This window comes from Montanilutibacter psychrotolerans, from assembly GCF_003719825.1.
Taxonomy (GTDB): Bacteria; Pseudomonadota; Gammaproteobacteria; order Xanthomonadales; family Xanthomonadaceae; genus Montanilutibacter; species Montanilutibacter psychrotolerans.
The window spans coordinates 433,712-454,512 of record NZ_RIBS01000003.1; the positions used below are offsets into that span (position 1 = coordinate 433,712).

The following is a 20,801-nucleotide window of genomic DNA, read 5'->3' on the forward strand; positions in this document are numbered from 1 at the left end:
CCGGGCCCGGCATGTGGGCAAGCATGATTCCGATGCGCCGCCTCAGTGGCGAAGACAAGCCACAAGGCCTTCCGGGCAACCAATGGCCACTCGGGCTAAAAACGTTCCTACTGCGTCATCTCTGGATCCGGACCGGGAATTACCACACTCGCCCAACTGGCTGTCCGTTTGCGGCGCACCAGGGCATGCAACGCTTCTTCGTCAGGCTCGCCCTTCTTCGTGAATTTGACAGGCGCTAAAACATAGAGCGCTACCTTGTCATCATCGGGGATGGTCTCTTTCTCAGTTTTCGTATCCCAGGCTTTGTCCACAACCACGAAAGCATCCACTCCGCCTGGCCAGGCCAGGTTGGCATACGTGGCATCGGAACGGCGAATCATGAAGCCTTCCGACAAAGGGCCACTATCGAACGTGTGGCGAGCAAGCAGAGTCAGCAACTCGACTGGGAACGCCCAAGGGCTGCATGGGGTATAGCCTTCTTGCGGTAAAGGCCAATCACCGGGCAGGCATGCGAACAATTCGGTACGGGGATTTTTGGCAAAAAGTCCGATGGTGAAGAGCAACTTGAACTTGCTCTTTCCATCAATGCAGCTGATCCGAAGCTCCAGACCTTCTTCGTTGGTGAAGGGACTCAGTTGCGCGGGCAGAACCCAGCCCGCGGTGTTGTGCACGAAAGCGACTATAGAACCGCCAAACTCCCCGGATCGGCCTTCGACAATGTCCATGACACTGGCCGCGCCTGACTTTATTAAGGTTGACGCAATCTCTGCAAATCCCCAGGCTTTGGCGATGTCCAATGGCGCAGTATTCAGCCTGGTGTGCAGTCGATTAATGTTGGCATGGTGCTCTATAAGAAGGTTGACGACGTCCTGATGGCCAGAGGTAATCGCGTCAATCAAGGGGGTGGTGATGCCGGTAGGCCACCCGTCCACCAATGCACCCGCCTCAAGAAACCATTGGCATGTTTGTAGATGTCCATTGCTCGCGGCCACGGAAAGTGGCGTGCTATTGCCGCAACTGGCAGCAGGCTGGTCCAGCGCAATACCCATAGACACCAACACGCTGCAAATTCCGGTTTGACCTTGTTCGGCCGCCATGTGCAGCAGGGTCTCATGACCCTGAAGGCCATACATGGCCAAGTGCAACAGAACAGGATCCTTCTCAAGGCGCGCTTTCAGCGAATCTGCATTTCCAGACGCGATGTCTGCGTGAATGGCAAGTAGAGTCGCGATGTTCTTTTGATAGATTTCTTCTGGGTTCACCTAAAGATACCTTTGTCATTTGAGTGGCAGCACCAGCATCAGATCACCGCCATAAGGCGCCGGGACAGACTCGATGGCTACGCTATCCGCCACGTCGTCCGCGTAGCGGGCCAAGATTCGCAGCCATCGGCCGACGGCGGTACCAGAGACCCGACCCGCCGACGTGATGGACCAACTCTTCGACCACCGGATGAATTCCCGCCGTTCCGTGAAGGGCTACTTCGCCAGGTGGCGTTCGATCGATCGTTGGCAGATGCAAGACGTCAACAATGTATTGCGCAGTAAATGCAGCCTTATGGGCTGGGAATCCAATCTTTTCGACCCGGACATCTGCAATTGAGCCTTAGGGTGCCAGATCCAGTTTGGCAACGAGTTCCTCCGACCACGGTACGTCCAGCCGACGTGCAGTGGACGCAAGGCGTGCGCGGAAGCGCCTGCATGTAGGGCCGGGACACCTGACGCTCAAGGTGTCGCGCGCCGCGGACTCCGCGGCCACATTGATCGCGGGCAGCCGCGGTAGTTCGAACGCGACAGCCACTCGCCGATCCACCGCATGTGAGCCTCCAGCTCGCCGAGCGGGTCATCGGCGCACTGCCGGGTCACCGCATCCCAGACCGACCAGGAGTCCACGTCCACGCGCTCGAGGAACGCGACGATCAGATCGGCCTTGGTCGGGAAGTACCGGTAGAGGCTGGCCTTGGCGACACCTCCTGGATCACCAGGTCGACGCCGACAGGGCGTACCCCGCGTCGGTAGAACGGGCCCGAGGCCGTCTCGCGGAAGTGTTCGCGCAGAGATCTTGCGGCTTGGTACCGCTAGCGCTACGGCGGGCTTCGAGGCGGGCGGGAGGTCATGGGCGTGGGAGAGGCAAGATTCTTGTTGACAGGCTACAGACCTGTCTGTAGGTTTTGCTAAACAGACAGGTCTGTATCGCCCCTTCCGGAGAGATCCATGAACCATCAGCACGTAGCCCCGGACGCGGTCCATGGCGCGACCGGGCACACCGAGCTTCGCCGCCACCATGGCATTCGAATGATCGCGATGGGTCGCGACCTGGAATTCGACCCCGCCTGATCCCTTTCGATCCGACTTCTACTTACAAACCAAGGAAACCTGTCATGCAACAGAAAGAGCGCGCGCAGCGTCTGGCTGCCCTCCACGTCAAGGGAAATCCACTGGTCCTCCACAACGCATGGGATGCCGGCAGTGCCAAGGCCATCGCGAGTGCCGGTTCAACTGTGATCGCGACCAGCAGCTGGGCCGTCGCCGCGGCACATGGCTACGAAGACGGGGAGTCCATCCCTTTGTCGGTGGTGGAACACATTTCGGCCCGCATCGTCGGCGCGGTCGAAGTGCCAGTCACCGTGGATGTCGAGGGCGGATACAGCGACGATCCGCGCGTTTGCGCCGAAAACGTTGCTCGCCTGATCGATCAAGGCGTGGCCGGCATCAACTTTGAGGATCGCATCGTCTCTGGAACCGGGCTGCACGGGATCCACGCGCAGTGCGAGCGCATCACCGCGATCCGCCGCATGGCGGACGCGCGCGGCATCCCGTTATTCATCAATGCGCGGACTGACCTCTTCTTTGGTACTGGCGCCGCGTCCGTGAATGGGCTGGCAGAAGCTCGCGAACGAGCCACGGCTTACGCCGAGGCCGGCGCCTCCGGGTACTTCGTGCCTGGCCTGATCGACCTGCACACCATCGCAGTGTTGTGCGACGCGATCGACCTACCCATGAACGTGATGACCATGCCCGGGCTGCCCGACGTGCAAGCGCTCGCCGACGCGGGCGTGGCCCGTATCAGTCATGGCCCCGGTCCCTACTTGCGAGCGATGGAAGCAGTGCGCGCTGCAGCGCAAGGTGTCCTCAGGTAGTCCAACCAGGGGGTTGGGAGCAATTGCTCGCCACGCCCTCGCGCGCCCCCCCTCCACTGGCGCACGCCGCGCCTCTACAGAACCCTCCGAGCATGCCAAGCCCCCATCCACTCTGGTTACTTCCTCTTTCCCTCCTGCTCGCCGCTGCGAATGGAACGCTTGCACAACCGCCGGAATCCACGCCGGCCGCAAAAGACGCGATCGCGGCCTCGACCGGCGCGGTGCTGCGTGGCGATGGCGCCCAGGCGCTGCAGGCATTGACGGCGGTGCCCGTCGAAGAGTTCGCCGGTGCCGACCGTGATTACCGGTCATGCATGCATGATCGTTTCGCGCGGTCGGCCTCGCCACCGATGGTGGGAACCATCGAGGATCCGTTCGCGCGCTCGGTGCTGGCGAGCTACCAGGCTTACTGGTGGACCGCCCTCACGACCCCGTCGCGAAAGGCCGAGCTGGAAACCAACTTGCAACAGGACCTGCGCAAGCTGCTGGGCGAACCGGCCGGAGCCGCGCCAGACTTCGACGCGCTCGAGGCGCTGTTGCGGGCGGAGCTGGAGAAGCGTGGGTACCACGCCCTTACTGGCCTGACGCCTCCGCTGCGCGAGCTGATGCTGTGGCGCAAGCAGACCAGGCGTGACTACGACGTCGCCTTGCCGGAAGGCCCCCAACGCGTGCGCGTGGAGTTGCTCGACGATTTCGTCAGCCTCGGCTGGGGCGCGTACGGTCGCTGTGATCGCGGCTCGACGGGCGGTTGGGCAACCGAGGAAGCGCTGTTCGCCGTTGTGCCGGTCTACAAGGACGGTCTCGAGAGCGACGCCTTCCAGGTCGTGTTCCTCGGCCACGAGGCCCAGCACTTCGCCGACAAGCACCGGTTCAAGGACCTGGAAAACTGGGAACTGGAGTACCGCGCCAAGCTGGTAGAACTGGTGCAGGCCGGTGCCACGCTCAGCCAGAAGCGGCTGGGGGGATTCATCACCAGTCAAGGCAGCGATCCCGCCGCGCCGCATCCTTATGCCAACAAACAGGTGGTCGACGCGCTTGCCAAACGACTTGGCAGCAGTCCTGACACGGTTCCATTGGCGCAACTGCAGGACGCGGCGCGCGAAGAGCTGTTCGCAGACACACGTCGCCGGCTGTCGAAGCACTGACCGCTTCAGCGTAGAGGGTCAGGTTCGTAAAGGGCTCAGGTTCATTTCTCGCAATAGCAAATGAACCTGGGCCGTTCTGCGTGTGGGCATGGTCCAGATGCACCACGGCGCGCCCAAGCCGTCGCTGCAGACACGGTTTCCTGCTGCAGGCGGCGAGCTGGCGTGTCGGGGTTGGCGTGAGCGTAAGCGGCCGCTGCGGTCGTATTCGCTGCGGGTGCTGACCTGGCCTTGGGTGCGCAGCGCTTCGCGGTGCAGGTGGTAGCGCTATATCCAACTTGGATCCAAGTGCCCGAAGAGTGCGTATTTGTCTGACCGGTACCGCCAGGCTGAAAGCCTGGTGCAATGTGGCACTTTCAGAAGAATCCACGCTCCGGCAATGCCTGAAATTTTTATCTGGCGCCTGGCATCATCCTGCCGCATACAGATAAATTGAATCCTCTGAAATGTATATCATGCTTCCGTTTGGATTCTCCTGAACTGGAGAGATCAATAACTCACGCAGATCGCCTGAAGTCACGGCATCATCAAGAAAGCTCAAGAGATCGCTTCTTTCTGCCTTATGCAGCTCACCCTTGAAAACTGTCTTTTTGCCTTTGCTAGCAATCAGCCTGTGTGCCACATAATAGCAATCTGAAGTCATGTGAGGCTCCAGATCTCCAAGTGAGTCGAGTGCCTGAAGGAAATCGCCTGAAAGTGTTGGCTGCAACATCATTGCGTAGATGGCTTCTCTGCTTTCATTCGGACCTAGTTCAAGTTTTTTAAGTTTTTCTAGCCGATAGTTATTCTTCATGCTGCCGCACGGGCGAGGTGGAAACGCACTGTAGGGGAGATGCTCAGCAACCGGTCAAAACACCACCTGCGACACATCGGTCAACAGTCTGGTCTGGCTGTCGATGCTGAGGCCAACGTCCCAGTCGTCCACGGTGTAGTTGTCGAGCATCGGCTCGCCCAGCCGACTCCCGGCAGCACCGGTGGTGAATTCGATCTTGACGACCACGCGCGCGCCCACTGGCCGGCCAGCGACGGTCTCGAACTGAAAGCCCAGTCGCTCCAACGACTCGGCCACCGTGAGCAGGAAGACGTTGCGATGGCGCGTTGTCGCACGACTGGTCGTCATCGCCGATCGCACCACCTGGACGCTTCCCGGGGGGGCCACCTGTGCCTCCACGCGAACCTTCGCGCTCGCCCCTGCCCGCAACGCCTCGGAGGGGTATCTGATGGGGCCGAAGGATCCGGACATTGCCATCCCGGTCCGGGCCCGTTCCACCCGCCATGCCCGCTGGCCGTCGGCGCCCGGTTCGGCGCGCAGCAGCATCTTCAATCGGCTGGTGGTCTCGGCCGGCTGCCCCTCGTGCTGCCCCGCCTGGAACCGCCAGCCGCGTAGCACGGGCTCAACCCGCGCCACGAGATCCTGTTTCTCGCTTTCGCCGAACGATTGCCATTGCACGTCGAGCAGGCGGCCATCGCTGCCGACACGGATATTCGCTTCCAGCAGCTGGCGGGCGCCGGCGTCGGCGGCGCTCTCGTCACCGGCGTGCGCCGCACCCGGCATCGCGCACACGGACATCAGCAAGACGAAGGACAGAACGAGCGCCCTGATCATCGGCGGCGCGCCGGCACTCATCCGCACTTGCTGTACCCGCAGTTCAGGCACGTCGCGCAGCCGTCCATGATCACCAGCGCCTTGGTGCTGCACTTGTGGCACATCGTGGCGCTGGGCGGGAAGGCCACACCGCCGTCGCCGGTGACCTCGACGTCCTCGTCGCGTGCGTCGGGCTTGACCTTCGGCTCGGGGAACAGCTCGCCGCTGCGGTCGTCGCGCGGGCTTACGTCAGAGTTTTTTTTTGAGAGCTGCGCGTAGGCCGCGCGCTTCTCGGCGATCAGTGCGCGCTGCGCGTCGCTCATCTCCGGGTCGTGCATCAGGCCGATCGACTTGAGGTGGTCCTCGACGATGCTGCCCAGTTCGGCGACCAGCGACGGCATGTACACGCCTCCGGCCTTGAAGTAGCCGCCCTTCGGATCGAACACGGCCTTCATCTCGTCGACCAGGAAGGTCACGTCGCCGCCCTTGCGGAACACGGCCGACATGATGCGCGTGAGCGCCACGATCCACTGGAAGTGGTCCATGTTCTTGGAGTTGATGAAGATCTCGAACGGTCGGCGCTGCTCGTGCTCGCTGCCGGCGTTGAGCACGATGTCGTTGATCGTCACGTACAGGGCGTGCTCGAACAGCGGCGATTTGATCTTGTAGGTGGAACCCACCAGGATTTCCGGGCGCTCGATGCGCTCGTGCATCTGGATCACGTCGGCGGTCGGCAGCGTGGCCTCGACCACCGCTGCGGCAACCGCGGTCGCCTTGGCCGCGGCCGCCTTGTCGTCGGCGCTGACGACGCCGTAGCCCTTGATTTTCTTGTCGATCTTGACGGCCATGCTGAGTCCTGGTGCGTTGCGGTTGCTGCGTGGGAGTTGTTGCGCCGGAGGCGGTGCCAGGCGCGATTCTGCCGCCGGGCCTGCGGCAGTGCGCGTGGCGATGGAACCAAGCCCCTCCCCTTCGCAACGGCCAAGGGGAGGGGCCCGACGACGGCTTACTTCTTCTTTGCCGCCTTCTTGGCTGCCTTCTTGGCCGGAGCCTTCTTGGCTGCCGCCTTCTTCATCGGAGCCTTCTTGGCGGGCGCTTTCTTGGCGACCTTCTTGACGGCCTTCTTTACCGCGGCCTTCTTGGCCGTGGCCTTCTTGGCGACCTTCTTGACGGCCTTCTTCACCGCGGCCTTCTTGGCCGTGGCTTTCTTGGCGACCTTCTTGACGGCTTTCTTGACGGCTTTCTTCACTGCTGCCTTCTTGGCCGTGGCCTTCTTGGCAGCCTTCTTGGCGGTCTTCTTCGCCGTGGCCTTCTTGCCGGTTGCACGCGCCTTCAACGACGCGGCTTCCTTCTTGGCGGCAGCGCTGGCGCTGGCGAGCTTCTTCTTGGCGGTACCGACGGCTTTCTTGGCTGCCTTGCGTGCCTTGGTCGCGGTCTTCTTGACCGACGCCACGGCGTCCTCAGCCTTGGTGGCGATGGCACTGCCGATGTTGCTGGCAGTTTCCTTCACGTTTTCAGCGGCCTGCGACAGGGTCGCCGTCACTCCATTACCGTTGCTCATGTGCCCTCCCGAGGGCTCAGGGATTGGTGTTGTGACTCACTCGGGAAACGCAGTTCCCCGAGCCGATGCTATACCTGCTGCGCGCGTTGTGTGCAGTGCTGCAACACGCGCCGGGCCGACACCATGAGCGCGAAACCGGCCCGGATTCCGCGAGAGACGATGCAGCTGCCCCTTCCATTCCATGCAGAGTCTCCAGCCAACGGTGACGGAGGCGTGTATCGCGTCATGCGATGCAGCCGGCAACGTTGGCAATGGCGGCCTGCTCAGAACTTGCCGTAGTACCCCTCTTTGAGCGCATCGAACAGGTTGGCGGCGGTGTGCATTTCGCCGTCGTACTCGATCTGTTCGTTGCCCTTGACCTCGACCACGCTGCCGTCCTCGAGTTCGAACCGGTAGCTGGTGTTCTCGAGGTCCGCTTCCTTGACCAGCACGCCCTGGAACGCCGCCGGGTTGAAGCGGAACGTCGTGCAGCCCTTCAGGCCCTGCTCGTGGGCGTAGCGGTAGATGTCCTTGAAGTCCTCGTACGGATAGTCCGTGGGAACGTTCGCGGTCTTGGAGATCGAGCTGTCGACCCACTTCTGCGCCGCGGCCTGCACGTCGACGTGCTCCTTGGGCGAGATGTCGTCGGCAGAGATGAAGTAGTCGGGCAGGCGCGCCGACTCGTCATCGGTGAAGGGCATCGCGCGGGCGTTGACGAGCTCGCGGTAGGCCAGCAGCTCGAACGACCAGACGTCGACCTTTTCCTTGGACTTCTTGCCTTCGCGGATCACGTTGCGGCTGTAGTGGTGCGCGAAGCTGGGCTCGATGCCGTTGCTGGCGTTGTTGGCCAGCGACAGGCTGATGGTGCCCGTGGGCGCGATCGAGCTGTGGTGCGTGAAGCGGGCACCGACTTCGGCCAGTTCGGCCACCAGCTCCGGCGCCACTTCGGCGACGCGCTGCATGTAACGGCTGTAGCGGGCGTGCAGCACGCGGCCTTCGATCTTCTGGCCCAGCTTCCAGCCGTCCTTTTTCATCTCGGGGCGCTGGCGCAGCATTGCCGCGGTGACCTCGAAGGTCTCGTCCATGATCGGCGCCGCGCCCTTTTCCTTGGCCAGCGACAGACCCATTTCCCAGCCGGCCACGGCCATCTCGCGTGCGATCGCCTCGGTGAACTCGCACGACGCCTTGCTGCCGTACTTCATGCGCAGCATGGTCACGGTGCTGCCCAGGCCGAGGAAGCCCATGCCGTGGCGGCGCTTGCGCATGATCTCGGCGCGCTGCTGTTCCAGCGGCAGGCCGTTCACCTCGACCACGTTGTCGAGCATGCGGGTGAACACGCGCACGACTTCGCGGTACTCCTCCCAGTCGAACTGCGCCTGCTCGGTGAACGGGTTGCGCACGAACTTGGTCAGGTTGACCGAGCCCAGCAGGCACGCGCCGTACGCCGGCAGCGGCTGCTCGCCGCACGGATTGGTGGCGCGGATGTTCTCGCACCACCAGTTGTTGTTCATCTCGTTGACGCGGTCGATGAGGATGAAACCCGGCTCGGCGTAGTCATACGTCGAGACCATGATCATGTCCCACAGGTGCCGCGCGCGGATGTGGCCGTAGATCTTGCACGCGACCAGGCCGTCCTCGCGGTCGATGTAGTTGCGGTGCGTCGGCCATTCGCGCCACACGACCTGGTTGGGGTCGTCCAGGTCGATGTCGCCGCGTTCCTTGATGTTGACCGGGAACACCAGCGGCCAGTCGGCGTCGGTAGACACCGCGTCCATGAACCCGTCGGTGATCAGCAGCGACAGGTTGAACTGGCGCAGGCGGCCGTCTTCGCGCTTGGCGCGGATGAAGTCCTTCACGTCCGGGTGCGAGACGTCGAACGTGCCCATCTGCGCGCCACGGCGACCACCGGCGCTGGACACGGTGAAGCACATCTTGTCGTAGATATCCATGAAGGACATCGGGCCGGAGGTGTACGCGCCGGCGCCGGCGACGAACGCGCCGCGCGGGCGCAGCGTGCTGAACTCGTAGCCGATGCCGCAGCCGGCCTTGAGCGTCAGGCCCGCCTCGTGGACCTTCTCCAGGATGCCGTCCATCGAGTCCTCGATGGTGCCCGAGACGGTGCAGTTGATCGTGCTGGTGGCCGGCTTGTGCTCGAGCGCGCCCGCATTGGACGTGATGCGCCCGGCCGGAATGGCGCCACGACGCAGCGCCCACGCGAAGCGTTCCATCCAGTACTGCTGCTTCTCGGCGGTGGGTTCGGCCTCGGACAGCGCCTTGGCCACGCGCAGGTAGGTCGAGTCGATGTCGGCGTCGACGGCCTCGCCCGACTTGGTCTTCAGACGGTACTTCTTGTCCCAGATGTCCTGGGATGCGGGCTGCATGGGGATTTCCCGCTGTGCTGCTGCCGACTTCACCGCCTCGAGGCGCACCGTACTCATGACCTTTCCTGTCTCCTTGTTGCTGGCCGCGCGGCCGCGACCGGCTGTACCGATTGTGTTTCCCGGCCATCGGTTCCGGTCGCCGACGGCCATGGACGCGTGCGCCCTTCGGCGACGCGTCGATTCAAGTTGATCCTTGGCCTTTGGCCGGCTTGCCCGTCATGCGCGTGATCCTCACTGCGCCCAACCGATTCAAGCGAAACCCGCGCATGCAAACCCCACGAATGGGTTCTTCTGCAACACCGACCACAAGATGTTGTGTCGGTGGAAGGTGGCCACGCTAAACCCCACCCCCCGGCAAGTCAACGTATTTTGCGGTACCTGTGCACAATGTTTGCCAACCCTGGCGTAAACCCATGTCAGGACTCGCAATGGGGGCGATCGCGCCCCGCTCCGTGCACCGATTGCGCGGGCCGGGATGCTGCTTTGCAACGCGGAATGCCCGCATTGTGGCCGCGAACCGATCCGCCCGGTGACCGGATCCGTGGCGGCCGGCCGGGGCCCGGTGGTGGCGCCCCCCGGGAGTCGATGGCAGGCCGGGCAACCGGATCGCCCTTGGCGGCATCAAACGCGCGATTGACCTGTCGATCGGTGCCGGCATCCTTGGCGGGCGGCCCTGACCAACGGCTTGCGCCGATCGGCTTCGACGAGTGGCTTTCAGGGCTTTAACGAACGATTTAACGCACCTCCCCGACACTGCACCCAGCGTCATCGACACCGCTGCGCAACGGCTTCCCGGCACCGGTTCCGATGCGCCCGACACTCCTTCGCAACCCAACGGATCTCGCACCCACCATGCGCCCGCTGCCCACCTTGCTTGCCTTGTCCCTCGCCGCCGCGTTCGGCGGTTTCGCCGCGACCGCGCTGCGCGACAGCCTCCAGAACCCGACCCAGGCCGCCGTGCCCGTCGCCACCCCGGCAGTGGCCGCGCTGCCGGCCGCCGTTGGCAGCACGCCGATGCCGTCGCTGGCGCCGATGCTGGCGCGCGTCACACCGGCCGTGGTCAGCGTGCACACCAAGCAGCGCGTCAGCGTGAGCCCGTTCGGCAACGACCCGGTGTTCCGGCGCATGTTCCCCGAGCTCAGCCAGGAGCGCATCAACGAGTCGCTCGGTTCGGGCGTGATCGTCGATGCCGTCAACGGCTACGTGCTGACCAACCACCACGTGATCGAAGGTGCCGACTCGGTATCGGTGACGCTGGCCGACGGTCGCACGCTCCCGGCCGCATTCGTCGGCTCCGACCCGGACACCGACATCGCGGTGATGCAGATCAAGACCGATGGCCTCAGCGCCCTGCCGCTGGCCGATTCCAGCGCTTTGCAGGTGGGCGACTTCGTGGTGGCGGTCGGCAACCCGTTCGGCATCGGGCAGACGGTGACCTCGGGCATCGTCTCCGCCGTCGGTCGCAGCGGCCTGCGCGGCCTGGGCTTCCAGGACTTCATCCAGACCGACGCCTCGATCAACCCCGGCAATTCCGGCGGCGCGCTGGTCAACCTCAATGGCGAGCTGGTCGGCATCAACACCGCCAGCTTCAACCCGCGCGGCTCGATGGCCGGCAACATCGGCCTGAGCTTCGCGATTCCGACCAGCCTGGCGCGCAGCGTGATGCAACAGCTGGTCACCACCGGCGAGGTGCGTCGCGGCACGCTCGGCCTGGAATCGCAGGACGTGACCGCACAGCTCGCGCGCGGCCTGGGCCTGGACGAACCGCGCGGCGCGCTGGTGACGCGCGTATTCGCCGGCAGTGCCGCGGCCGCGGCCGGGCTCAAGCCGGGCGACGTGGTGGTGTCCGCCAACGGCCAGCGCGTCGACGACCGCGGCAGCCTGCGCAACTTCGAAGGCCTGCAGGCGATCGGCAGCACGGTCACGCTGGACGTGCTGCGCGAGGGCAAGCCGCTGCAGCTCAAGGCGACGCTTCGCGAGCAGCCGCGCGCCTTGGCGGGCCTGGAACTCGATCCGCGCCTGGACGGCGCGACATTCGCCGAATTGCCCGAACGGCTGCGCCAATCCGGCGCGTCCGGCGTGCTGGTCGAGGCGGTCGCAAAGGGCAGCCGTGCGGCCGGCAGCGGCCTGCGTGCCGGCGACGTGGTGGTGGCCGCCAGCGCGGGCGGCTTCGCCGACCTGCCCGGCTTCCGCGCGAGCTTCACGCAGGCTCCGGCACAGTTGGTGTTGCGCGTCATCCGGGGCAATCGTCCCGGCGAACTGCTGATGCGCTGAAACCCGCCCAACCGGGACGTCTCCCGGGCGTGCGGACGCGCCGTGCGGCGATGATCGTGCCGTGCGTCGCGTGAACCGCCATGATGTGACGCAGGGCCCTCCCGGCCTTGCTTTACCCACCTACCCAGCAAGGAGCTTCGCGATGACTCCCACCTCGACCGATGTCATGAAGAGCAACCTCGGCGAAGCCGGCACCCAGCTGAAGCAGGCCGCGCTCGATGCCGGCACTGCGATCAAGGACGCCGCCGGTGCTGCCGGTGAAGAGCTTCGGATCGGCAAGGCCAACGTCAAGTCCGGACTGGCCGACAGCGCGCTGGCCGGCATCGCCGCCGCCGAGGAAGCCGGCGGTGCCGCGCGCGAGCAGATGGATGCGCTGATGGACAAGGGCCGCGACCTCATCGAAAGCGCTGCCGAACTGGTGCGCGAGCGTCCGCTGGCGTCGTTCGGCGTCGCGTTCGCGGCCGGCTTCATCATTGCCAAGCTCGCACGCAGCAAGTAACGCTCGATGCACGAGGAGCCCGAGCCGACGACGCCGTCGTCCCACGCCCCCGAGGCTGGGCCGGGCGGGCGCGTGCACGCGCCAGCGGCCGGACAGACCGCAGGGCCCGCTCCCCAGGCGCGGCCCGATGCGGGCACTGATTCCGTGCCCGGCCCAGAAGGCCCACCGCCCGACATCGCCGAAGCCTTGCGGCAACTCGGCCAGACCGGGCGCGCCAGCCTGGGTGCCGCCACCGACGCCGCCAAGGCCTTTCGCAGCCTGATCGCGGCGGACGTGTCGTTGGCGCGCAGCGCGTTCGGCCGATCGCTCGCGTTCACCGGCGTGGCCATTGCGTTTGGCGCGTCGTCCTGGTTGTTGCTGATGGCCGCCGCGGTGGCGTTTCTCAGCGGCAGTCTGGGCTGGTCGTGGGCGACGTCGTTGCTGGTGACCGCCGCGCTGAGCATCCTGATCACTGTGTACGGCGCCTGGCAGGCGGTGCGGTACTTCGAGCACACCCGCCTGAAGGCCACGCGCCGGCAGTTGGCGCGGCTGGGCATCGGCGAGCTGTCCGATTTCACGCCGGAACCGGGCTCGCCCGAACGCACGCGCGACAGGACCCGGCACGACCCGCCGCAAACCCCCGACGGCAAACCGCTCAAGGACCGCCGCGGGATCGACGTCACGCCCCCGTGACCGCCGACCAAACGCACCACCGCCACCTCACGCCAGGCCCTTCATGAGCTTCGACAAACTGATCCACAAGGTGCACCAGGCCGAGGACGCGCTCGAGGAGGAAGAGCGGCGCGCCGTCGCGGGCCTGCGTCAGCTGCGCGAGTCGTGGCGCGCGACCTGGACGCCCGGACGGATCGTGATCGCCGGGCTCGTCAGCGGCTTCGCCGTCGGGCGCGCGCAACCGCTGCAAGCCGCCGCACGCAGTGGCCAGTTGATGCAGATGCTGACGATGCTGTCCGGACTGTTCGCTGGCGGCAGCGCCCAGGTCGCCGCGAGCGAGGCCGAAGTCGCCGCCGAGCGCGCACAGGACGTCGCGTCCGCGGTCGAATCCAACGTCCCTTCCGCTGCGACGGAACGCCCTGCCGAGTCCACCGTGCCGTGATCGCCAGCACCGACCTACCCGACAGGCCGGACCCGGCCGACGACGCCGGCGACCTCGACGACCCCGACGACCGGGGCGGCCACGTGCCCGCCCCGGCGCGCCCGCCCTCGTCGCGGGCGGCAATCGTGCTGGCCACCCTCGCCGTCGGCGCCGCGCTGTGGGCCGCCCAGGGGTTGCTGCTGCCGATCCTGCTGGCGATGTTCTTCGCGCTGGTGGGCAATCCGATCATCCGCGTCCTGCGCCGCCTGTGGATCCCGCGCTTCCTGGCCGCGCTGATGGTGCTGCTGGGCGGCCTGGCCATCACGGGCCTGCTGGCCATCCAGCTGGTCGAGCCGGCAAGCGAATGGGTGCGCGAGGTGCCGCGCGAGATGAAGCAACTGGCCCCGAAACTGCGCGAACTGGTCAAGCCGGTCAGCGACGCCAACCGGGCGGCGCAGAACATCGCACGCGCCGCCGGAGGCGAGAGCACGAGCAGGCCCGTGCAAGTCGTGCGCACCGAGGCCAACGACCCGTACAGGACGTTGACCAGCACGCCGCGCATGGTGGCCTCGGTGCTGGCGGTGGTGCTGCTGACGTTCTTCTTCATGGTGTACGGCGAAAACCTGCAGCGGCACGCGATGGCGCTGTTGCCCGGCCGCCACCAGAAGAAGGTCACGACCGAGATCCTGCAATCGATCGAGATCGAGATCTCCCGCTACGTGCTCACCATCAGCGTGATCAACGCGGCACTGGGCCTGGTGCTGGCGACGGGGTTGTCGTTGCTGGGCGTTCCGCTGTCGGAGGCGCTGCTGTGGGGCACGATGGCGGCGATCCTGAATTTCGCGCCGTACGTCGGTCCGTTGATCGGGGTGATGGTGATGCTGCTGATGGGCTTCGTCGCGTTCGACGACCCTTGGCAGGCGCTGCTCCCGGCGGGCATCTACCTGCTGCTGCACACGATCGAAGGCCAGATCGTCACGCCGATCATCCTCGGTCGCAGCATGCGCCTGTCGCCGCTGGTGCTGATCCTGGCGCTCATGGTGTTCGGCTGGCTGTGGGGCATCGTCGGATTGCTGCTGGCGGTGCCGTTGCTGGTCTGCGTGAAGCTGGTGCTGTCGCGTATCGAAGGCATGGAAGGCTGGGCACGGCTGCTGGAGTGACTGCGACGCGAAAGCGGGAGCCACCGCAAGCCGCCGCGAATGCGCCCCATGCGGGAGGAGATCGCGCAAGCGTCGACGACGACACCGCGTCCACCGCGTCCACCGCACGCGCGCCGCCTGATGCACCAAGCAGAACGGGCGCCTCGCGGCGCCCGTTTGCGTTGAACTCCCGTGTACTGCCAAGCGGGATCAATCGGACAGCTTTTCCCACAGGAAGGTGAAGGCCAGCGCGCTCATGTGTGCGGCCTGCGCGTTGTTGGCCGAGCCGCCGTGGCCACCTTCGATGTTTTCGTAGTAGCGCACGTCCTTGTTGGCCTCGGCCATGCGCGCCATCATCTTGCGTGCATGACCCGGGTGAACACGGTCGTCGCGCGTGGAGGTCATGAAGATCGTCGCCGGATAGTCGCGACCGGCATCGAACAGGTGGTACGGCGAGAACGTCCGGATGTAGTCCCAGTCGGCGGTGTCGGGATTGCCGTACTCGGCCATCCACGATGCACCTGCCAGCAGGTGGCTGTAGCGCTTCATGTCCAGCAGCGGCACCTGCACCACGATCGCGCCGAACAGCTCGGGGTACTGGGTCAGCATGTTGCCGGTCAGCAGGCCGCCGTTGCTGCCGCCCTGCGCGCCAAGATGCTGCGGCGAGGTGATGCGACGCGTGACGAGGTCGCGCGCAACCGCCGCGAAATCCTCATAGGCACGATGGCGGTTGGCCTTGAGCGCGGCCTGGTGCCAGCGTGGGCCGTACTCGCCGCCGCCACGGATGTTGGCGACCGCGTACACGCCGCCCTTCTCGATCCAGCCCTTTCCGACACTGCCCGAATAGCCCGGCGTCAGCGAGATCTCGAAACCGCCATAGCCGTACAGCAGCGTCGGCGCCTTGCCGTCGAACGCGAGGTCCTTCGGCCGCACCAGGAAGTACGGCACGCGGGTGCCGTCCTTGGAGGTGGCGAAGTGCTGCTCGATCACGTCCTTGGTGCCATCGAAGAACACCGGCATGGTCTTGAGCACTTCCGGCGCCTTGCCCAGCTCGGCCAGCGCGAGCGTGCTCGGGGTCAGGTAGTCGGTGGCGGTCAGCCACACCGCATCGCTCTCGTCGGCATCCACCGCGCCCACGCCCAGCGTGCCGAACGTCGGGGCACCGACGAACTCGCTGCGCGCCCACTCGCCGTCGCCCGGGGTCAGCACGCTGAGCTTGTTCTTGACGTCTTCGAGCACGTTCAGCACGAGGTGGTTGCGGGTCCAGGACATGCCCGCCAGCGAACTCTTCTGGGTGGGCTCGAACAGCGCCGTGAACTCGCGCTTGCCGGCCATGAAGTCATCGAACTTCGCGGCGATCAGGCTGCCCGCGGCCCAGGTCCGGCCACCGGCCTGGTAGGGCTCGCGCAGTTCGAGCAGCAACCACTCGCGGTGCACCGACTTGTTGGCCGAGTTGGGCGCGTCGATCTTGACGAGCTTGCCGTCGGCGCCGCGCAGGAACAACTCATCGTTGTAGAACGCCAGCGTGCGGCTGACGAAATCACGCTCAAAGCCGCGCGTGTGGTCGTGCATCGCGGCGATGTACATGTCGTCCTGACGACCTTCGTAGACCACGCTGGCCGACTCGATCGGGGTGCCACGACGCCACTGCTTGACGACGCGCGGGTAGCCCGAGTCGGTCATCGTGCCGGGGCCGAAGTCGGTGTAGACGTAGACGTTGTCGCGATCGATCCACTGCAGACCGCCCTTGGCCTCGGCGCGGTAAAAGCCCCCGTCGACCCAGGCCATGCTGGCCAGATCGAACTCACGCGTCACGTCGGCATCGGCGCCGCCGTCCGACAGCGCCACCAGGCAACGCTCGGGTTCGGCACCCTCGACCTGCGGCTTGAGGCAGTCGGCGCCATGCCAGACCCACTTCTTGCCCTCGGCGGCATTGAGCGCGTCGACGTCGATCACCGTCTCCCAACGCGGCTGGGGCTTGCGGTATTCCTCCAGCGTGGTGCGGCGCCACACGCCGCGCTGGTGCTGCGCGTCCTTCCAGAAGTTGTAGTAATAGCGGCCGATCTTCTCGACGCCGGGAATCTTGGCGTCGGAATCGAGAATCGCGCGGATGCCGGCTTCGAGCTCGCGGAACTGCGGGGTGCCGGTCAGCTCGGCCTCGGTCTTGGCGTTGCGCTCGCGAACCCAGTCCAGCGCGCGGGTGCCTTCGACTTCTTCAAGCCAGGCATGGGGGTCGGTGGCATCGCTCATGGCGGCGGTCTCCTCTGCCTGGGCGACGGAGACGGGCGCGCTCGCCGCAAACGTCGCGACGGCCAGGCCGGCGGTGATCGCGAGGGTCTGGCATGCCTTGGCCAGCGGCGTCGCTTGCTTGCTGCTCGGGACGGACATCGTTGCTCCGGAGGTGGTGGGAAAGTGCGGGGCGGAAACGCTAGCACAGCCCACCCACTGCCACGCCCCTGCCTTGCCGGCCGATCCCCCAGGGGCGGCCCCGGGCGGCATTGCCCATCGCGCGCCCGCGCACGGCGCTGCCTGTGCGCTGCGGCTGCAACCCGCCGGCGTCGTCGCGCACGGGCAAGCCCTATCGGAGAGCCAACCCCCCGCCGCGCCGGCAGACGCACCACCGCGCGACGTGGGCGCGATCTGTGCGTCGGTGCGGGGGCGTTCTGGGCCGCGGGCAGTCGACTCGGCAGGCTTGGGCTCGGCCGGCTTGGGCTCAAGCGGCTTTCGGCCACTCCGGACGCGAGCCCGGGCGGCTGCGGCGCCGCGCCTGCGGCAGCGCGCGGCGCCGCGCGACGTGGGCGCGCACCGGGCGCGCCTCCGCGTCCCGATGCCACGGCAGGCGGAAGCGGTGCAGGGCCCACCAGGCGCATGACGGCATCACCAGCAGCCACAGGGGCAACCAGCCGATCGTCGCGCTGCTGCCACGTGCGGCCGGTAGCAGCAGCACCAGCACGGCGCCGACCGCGACGGCGTAGCGCAGGACCGTTTCGATGCCCGGATCGACCGGAACCGCGTCGCGACGGGAAGGGGATCGGGTGACAGCAGTGGATGCGTTCATGGCAGAGGCTCCATCGGGCTGGACGCAGGCTCCGATGCCGCCATCTCACACGCTGCGACCCACGCCGCCGTCCGTCGGCGGCTGGCATCGCCCGGCGCGGGAGCCCCGGGATTGCCGGCACCAGGCGCGGGCAGACCCGCCTCAGTAGCCCGCGGCGTCCAAGGCCTTGTCGGCCTCGATGCGGCCGATGTCGATCAGTTCGCGGGCCCGCCAGAACTCGTAGAACTGGCACGCATCGCGCGGGATGCGGATCACCAGCTCCGGCGGATCCAGCGCCAGCTGCACGCGCGCGATCTGCGCCTGCATCGTGTCCAGCGAGCGCGCCATGAGCTCGCTGAAACCGATCTCGCGCTCGGTCGCCGCAGGCGGCGGCGTCTCGGCATCGGCCGGGCCGCGCCGGCGACCGAACCAGCGCGCGAGCCGTGCCATGCGACCTTCGCCGGGCTCGCTTTCGCCCGCTGACACGGCCGTGTCAGCCGGCTTTCCGGGCGGCCGCTCGGGCCATCCGTGCATGTCGACGGCGATCAGGCGATGCGCGTCACTGAGCCGGGTGGCGGCGATCGGCAACGGCGCCAGCAGGCCGCCATCGACCAGCTCGCGACCGTGCAACTGGTAGGGCGTGAACAACCCCGGGATGGCGATCGATGCGCGGATCGCTTCCCACAGATCGCCTTCGCGCAGCCACACCTCGCGCTGGCGCATCAGGTCCACCGCGACGGCGGTGAACTCGATCGGCAAGTCCTCGATACGCGGCGAACCGGCGACTTCGCGCAGGGCATCCATGAGCCGGTCGCCGCGGAACAGCGAAGCGCGTCCGAACGCCGGATCGAGCAACCGCAGCATGTCGGTTCGCCCCATCGTGTACAGCCAGTCGCGGTAGGCGTCGAGCTTGCCGGCGGCGTGCAGGCCACCGACCAGCGCACCGCTGGACGAACCGGCGATTGCCACGATGTCGATGTCGCGCGCCTGCAAGGCCTGGATCACGCCGATCTGCGCCAGACCGCGCGCGCCGCCGGCGCCAAGCACCAGCGCGACCGGTTCGTCGCGGCGGATATGCGGGGCGTCGGCGGCCGCCATCAGCGGTCGTACTGGCTCAGCGCCAGCGACAGCAATGCGCGCGCCTGCTCGCGCAACACCGGGGGTTCGAGGATCTGCGCGTCGGCGCCGTAGTGCAGCACGTCCATCAGCAACTCGCGGCCGTTGCTGTAGGGCACCTTGAGCTCGTATCGGCCATCGGGCAGGAAGCGCCCTTGCTGCTGCGAATGCCAGTGCTCGTCGGCAACCCAACGCGCGGCCTTGGCGCTGAACACGATGGTCGCCCAGCCCTTGGGCTCGCCCGAGAAGATGCCGTAGCTCGATGCGAGGTGGCGATCGAGCTGCTCGTCGGTCTCGTCGCGCGCCGCCTCCTCGAGCAGCCTGGCGCCGCTGATGCGATCGACCGCGAAGCTGCGCAGCGCGTCGCGGTCATGGTCCCAGGCATCGAGGTACCAGTTGTCGCGGTAGTGCGTGAGTCGCTGTGGCGAAACATTGCGGCGGGTGGCTTCGTCGGTCGAGCGTGCGCGGTACTCGAACGCGAGGCGCCGACGATCGAGCACCGAAGTGGCGACCACGCGGAACGCGGCCTCGTCGAGGCGCCGCGTGCGGTGCGGCACCACGCGCACGCGCTCAACGGGCATGCGCCGCCCGCCGGCGTGTTCGTCAAGCAGCTTCTCGACGCGCTGCTGGAGCGGTGCCAACGCGGTGGACAACATGCCGCCGCCGCTGCGTGCCAGCAATTGCTGCGCGGCGAGCAGGGCGTGCAGTTCGTCCGAGCTGAGCCACAGGCCGGGCAGTTCGAAGCGGTCGCCTTCGTTGGCGTCGTAGCGGAAGCCGGCCTCGCCATTGCCGATCACCGGGGCCATCAGGTAGTCGCGCAGGTAGGCCAGGTCGCGGTAGACGGTGGCGCGCGAGCACTCGAGCTCCTGCTGCAATCGCTGCACCGTCACCGGGTAGCGCGAGGCGGTGAGGATGCGATGCAAAGCGTGGATGCGTTCGATGCGTTCCATGGCGCGCCAGTTCGTGGTTTGCCGCTATCGTCGCCCAGCGCGTGCGGTTTCACCATCCATGCCACTATCGGTGCCCCGCCCGGCGCCAAGGCCGGGCATCGCGTGCCCACGACGTCAACGCCAGCAGCGCCGCGCCCGCGGCCCCAGGAGCCGTCCATGCCATTCCAGCGTCCAGCGTCCGCCCTTTCCTTCGCCGTCCTGGCCAGCCTCGCGCTGCTGGCCGCATCCGGCTGCAAGCAAGACGCCCCGGCCACGTCGGCCGACCCCGCTGCCACACCACCCGGAGCGCTCGACACCGTGGCCACCGCCGCCAGCCGCGCAGTGGCCAATCCCGAGCAGGAAGTCCGCGCGGCGATGGACAAGTTCGCCGCCGTGGGCAGCTACCACGCGGTGATGGAACACCAGGCCGGGCCCAAGGGAACGGTTCGCAACGAGGTGGATTTCGTCGCGCCCGACCGCTTCCGCATGGTCACGCAGATGGGCACGCAGATCATCATCGGCGACACCATGCACATGACCGTGCAGGGTCGCGCGATGAAGGTTCCGCTGCCGGCCGGCACGCTCACCCAATGGCGCGATCCGGCCAACCTGGCCCAGGCCAAGGACAACCTGGACGTGCAGGGCGAAGGCCGCGACAGCGTCGATGGCGTGTCGGCCAGCAAGTACCGGGTGAAACAGACCGGTCCGACGCCGAGCGACCTGACGCTCTGGATCGGCGACAACGGTTACCCGGTGCAGATGCGGGTCGAGGCCCGCCCGGAAGGGCTCGCGCCCACGGTCACCCTGGTCCGCTATTCGCGCATCAACGACGCCACGCTGAAGATCGATCCGCCGCAAGGCTGAGGCCAGGCCACTGCAGCGGGGCGACGCGAGCGCGCCGCCTCCGCCGGAGCTTGACCGGGCCCCGCGTGCAGCATGGCCGTCGTGCCG

The 20,801-nt window shown here is 66.4% G+C and carries 19 protein-coding genes; 9 read left to right on the forward strand and 10 right to left on the reverse strand.

The features are described from left to right. Positions 1-107: 107 nt before the first annotated feature. Complete coding sequence (locus tag EER27_RS08720; protein ID WP_123087631.1) at positions 108-1,262, reverse strand: ankyrin repeat domain-containing protein; 1,155 nt, start codon at positions 1,260-1,262, stop codon at positions 108-110. Between the two features lie 951 nt (positions 1,263-2,213). Here EER27_RS08720 and EER27_RS17450 point away from each other — a divergent pair. Genes EER27_RS17450 through EER27_RS08735 form a run of 3 tightly spaced genes read left to right on the forward strand, consistent with a single transcriptional unit; the run spans position 2,214 to position 4,284 of the window. Then, positions 2,214-2,336, forward strand: coding sequence for a hypothetical protein (locus EER27_RS17450; protein WP_263316929.1), 123 nt, complete (start codon positions 2,214-2,216; stop codon positions 2,334-2,336). Positions 2,337-2,380: 44 nt separating this feature from the next. Next, positions 2,381-3,139: an isocitrate lyase/PEP mutase family protein gene (locus tag EER27_RS08730; RefSeq protein ID WP_123087632.1), complete on the forward strand. Its 759-nt coding sequence runs from the start codon at positions 2,381-2,383 to the stop codon at positions 3,137-3,139. Positions 3,140-3,162: 23 nt separating this feature from the next. Further along, positions 3,163-4,284, forward strand: coding sequence for a hypothetical protein (locus tag EER27_RS08735; protein WP_148040982.1), 1,122 nt, complete (start codon positions 3,163-3,165; stop codon positions 4,282-4,284). 406 nt (positions 4,285-4,690) lie between these two features. Here EER27_RS08735 and EER27_RS08740 read toward each other — a convergent pair whose 3' ends face one another. The 5 genes from EER27_RS08740 to EER27_RS08760 all read right to left on the reverse strand — a co-directional run bounded on the left by EER27_RS08740 (position 4,691) and on the right by EER27_RS08760 (position 9,841). Further along, entirely contained in the window at positions 4,691-5,074 is a 384-nt protein-coding gene (locus EER27_RS08740) for a hypothetical protein (RefSeq protein ID WP_123087634.1), read from the reverse strand. Positions 5,075-5,128: 54 nt separating this feature from the next. After that, entirely contained in the window at positions 5,129-5,908 is a 780-nt protein-coding gene (locus tag EER27_RS08745) for an energy transducer TonB (RefSeq protein WP_123087635.1), read from the reverse strand. Continuing rightward, on the reverse strand, positions 5,905-6,714 hold the full coding sequence (locus EER27_RS08750; RefSeq protein WP_123087636.1) for a TSCPD domain-containing protein: 810 nt from the start codon (positions 6,712-6,714) through the stop codon (positions 5,905-5,907). The genes EER27_RS08745 and EER27_RS08750 overlap by 4 nt, the downstream gene beginning before the upstream one ends. Positions 6,715-6,869: 155 nt before the next feature. After that, on the reverse strand, positions 6,870-7,424 hold the full coding sequence (locus tag EER27_RS08755) for a hypothetical protein (protein ID WP_123087637.1): 555 nt from the start codon (positions 7,422-7,424) through the stop codon (positions 6,870-6,872). Positions 7,425-7,687: 263 nt separating this feature from the next. After that, complete coding sequence (locus EER27_RS08760; protein WP_123087811.1) at positions 7,688-9,841, reverse strand: adenosylcobalamin-dependent ribonucleoside-diphosphate reductase; 2,154 nt, start codon at positions 9,839-9,841, stop codon at positions 7,688-7,690. 795 nt (positions 9,842-10,636) lie between these two features. Here EER27_RS08760 and EER27_RS08765 point away from each other — a divergent pair. The 5 genes from EER27_RS08765 (at position 10,637) to EER27_RS08785 (ending at position 14,789) form a co-directional block, all read left to right on the forward strand. Beyond that, a complete protein-coding gene (locus EER27_RS08765; RefSeq protein WP_123087638.1) occupies positions 10,637-12,058 on the forward strand; it encodes a trypsin-like peptidase domain-containing protein in 1,422 nt (473 codons plus the stop codon). A 142-nt stretch (positions 12,059-12,200) separates the two neighbouring features. Then, positions 12,201-12,557: a hypothetical protein gene (locus EER27_RS08770; protein ID WP_123087639.1), complete on the forward strand. Its 357-nt coding sequence runs from the start codon at positions 12,201-12,203 to the stop codon at positions 12,555-12,557. Positions 12,558-12,701: 144 nt separating this feature from the next. Further along, positions 12,702-13,229: a phage holin family protein gene (locus EER27_RS08775; RefSeq protein WP_223807236.1), complete on the forward strand. Its 528-nt coding sequence runs from the start codon at positions 12,702-12,704 to the stop codon at positions 13,227-13,229. 43 nt (positions 13,230-13,272) lie between these two features. Next, a complete protein-coding gene (locus EER27_RS08780; protein ID WP_123087640.1) occupies positions 13,273-13,650 on the forward strand; it encodes a hypothetical protein in 378 nt (125 codons plus the stop codon). A gap of 83 nt (positions 13,651-13,733) precedes the next feature. Further along, positions 13,734-14,789 carry an AI-2E family transporter gene (locus tag EER27_RS08785; RefSeq protein WP_123087812.1) on the forward strand — a complete coding sequence of 352 codons (1,056 nt, stop codon included), beginning with the start codon at positions 13,734-13,736 and terminating at the stop codon, positions 14,787-14,789. Positions 14,790-14,978: 189 nt separating this feature from the next. Here EER27_RS08785 and EER27_RS08790 read toward each other — a convergent pair whose 3' ends face one another. From EER27_RS08790 to EER27_RS08805, 4 genes are all read right to left on the reverse strand, one after another. Then, positions 14,979-17,156, reverse strand: a complete 2,178-nt coding sequence (locus EER27_RS08790; RefSeq protein ID WP_123087641.1) for a prolyl oligopeptidase family serine peptidase — start codon at positions 17,154-17,156, stop codon at positions 14,979-14,981. Positions 17,157-17,481: 325 nt separating this feature from the next. After that, positions 17,482-17,826: a hypothetical protein gene (locus EER27_RS08795; RefSeq protein WP_223807237.1), complete on the reverse strand. Its 345-nt coding sequence runs from the start codon at positions 17,824-17,826 to the stop codon at positions 17,482-17,484. Between the two features lie 141 nt (positions 17,827-17,967). Further along, positions 17,968-18,903, reverse strand: a complete 936-nt coding sequence (locus EER27_RS08800) for a patatin-like phospholipase family protein (protein WP_123087642.1) — start codon at positions 18,901-18,903, stop codon at positions 17,968-17,970. After that, on the reverse strand, positions 18,903-19,871 hold the full coding sequence (locus EER27_RS08805; protein ID WP_123087643.1) for a helix-turn-helix transcriptional regulator: 969 nt from the start codon (positions 19,869-19,871) through the stop codon (positions 18,903-18,905). Before EER27_RS08805 ends, EER27_RS08800 begins: the two co-directional genes overlap by 1 nt. 156 nt (positions 19,872-20,027) lie before the next feature. Here EER27_RS08805 and EER27_RS08810 point away from each other — a divergent pair, with 156 nt between their 5' ends. Then, on the forward strand, positions 20,028-20,714 hold the full coding sequence (locus tag EER27_RS08810; protein WP_123087644.1) for a LolA family protein: 687 nt from the start codon (positions 20,028-20,030) through the stop codon (positions 20,712-20,714). The last annotated feature ends 87 nt before the right edge of the window (positions 20,715-20,801 follow it).

Bases quoted from the DNA above. Each gene is read 5' to 3' on its own strand.
- EER27_RS08810 (WP_123087644.1), top strand. From the start codon at position 20,028: ATGCCATTCCAGCGTCCAGCGTCCGCCCTTTCCTTCGCCGTCCTGGCC.
- EER27_RS08760 (WP_123087811.1), bottom strand. From the start codon at position 9,841: ATGAGTACGGTGCGCCTCGAGGCGGTGAAGTCGGCAGCAGCACAGCGG.
- EER27_RS08795 (WP_223807237.1), bottom strand. From the start codon at position 17,826: ATGAACGCATCCACTGCTGTCACCCGATCCCCTTCCCGTCGCGACGCG.
- EER27_RS08800 (WP_123087642.1), bottom strand. From the start codon at position 18,903: ATGGCGGCCGCCGACGCCCCGCATATCCGCCGCGACGAACCGGTCGCG.
- EER27_RS08730 (WP_123087632.1), top strand. From the start codon at position 2,381: ATGCAACAGAAAGAGCGCGCGCAGCGTCTGGCTGCCCTCCACGTCAAG.
- EER27_RS08755 (WP_123087637.1), bottom strand. From the start codon at position 7,424: ATGAGCAACGGTAATGGAGTGACGGCGACCCTGTCGCAGGCCGCTGAA.
- EER27_RS08780 (WP_123087640.1), top strand. From the start codon at position 13,273: ATGAGCTTCGACAAACTGATCCACAAGGTGCACCAGGCCGAGGACGCG.
- EER27_RS08750 (WP_123087636.1), bottom strand. From the start codon at position 6,714: ATGGCCGTCAAGATCGACAAGAAAATCAAGGGCTACGGCGTCGTCAGC.
- EER27_RS17450 (WP_263316929.1), top strand. From the start codon at position 2,214: ATGAACCATCAGCACGTAGCCCCGGACGCGGTCCATGGCGCGACCGGG.
- EER27_RS08765 (WP_123087638.1), top strand. From the start codon at position 10,637: ATGCGCCCGCTGCCCACCTTGCTTGCCTTGTCCCTCGCCGCCGCGTTC.
- EER27_RS08740 (WP_123087634.1), bottom strand. From the start codon at position 5,074: ATGAAGAATAACTATCGGCTAGAAAAACTTAAAAAACTTGAACTAGGT.
- EER27_RS08790 (WP_123087641.1), bottom strand. From the start codon at position 17,156: ATGTCCGTCCCGAGCAGCAAGCAAGCGACGCCGCTGGCCAAGGCATGC.
- EER27_RS08745 (WP_123087635.1), bottom strand. From the start codon at position 5,908: ATGAGTGCCGGCGCGCCGCCGATGATCAGGGCGCTCGTTCTGTCCTTC.
- EER27_RS08770 (WP_123087639.1), top strand. From the start codon at position 12,201: ATGACTCCCACCTCGACCGATGTCATGAAGAGCAACCTCGGCGAAGCC.
- EER27_RS08805 (WP_123087643.1), bottom strand. From the start codon at position 19,871: ATGGAACGCATCGAACGCATCCACGCTTTGCATCGCATCCTCACCGCC.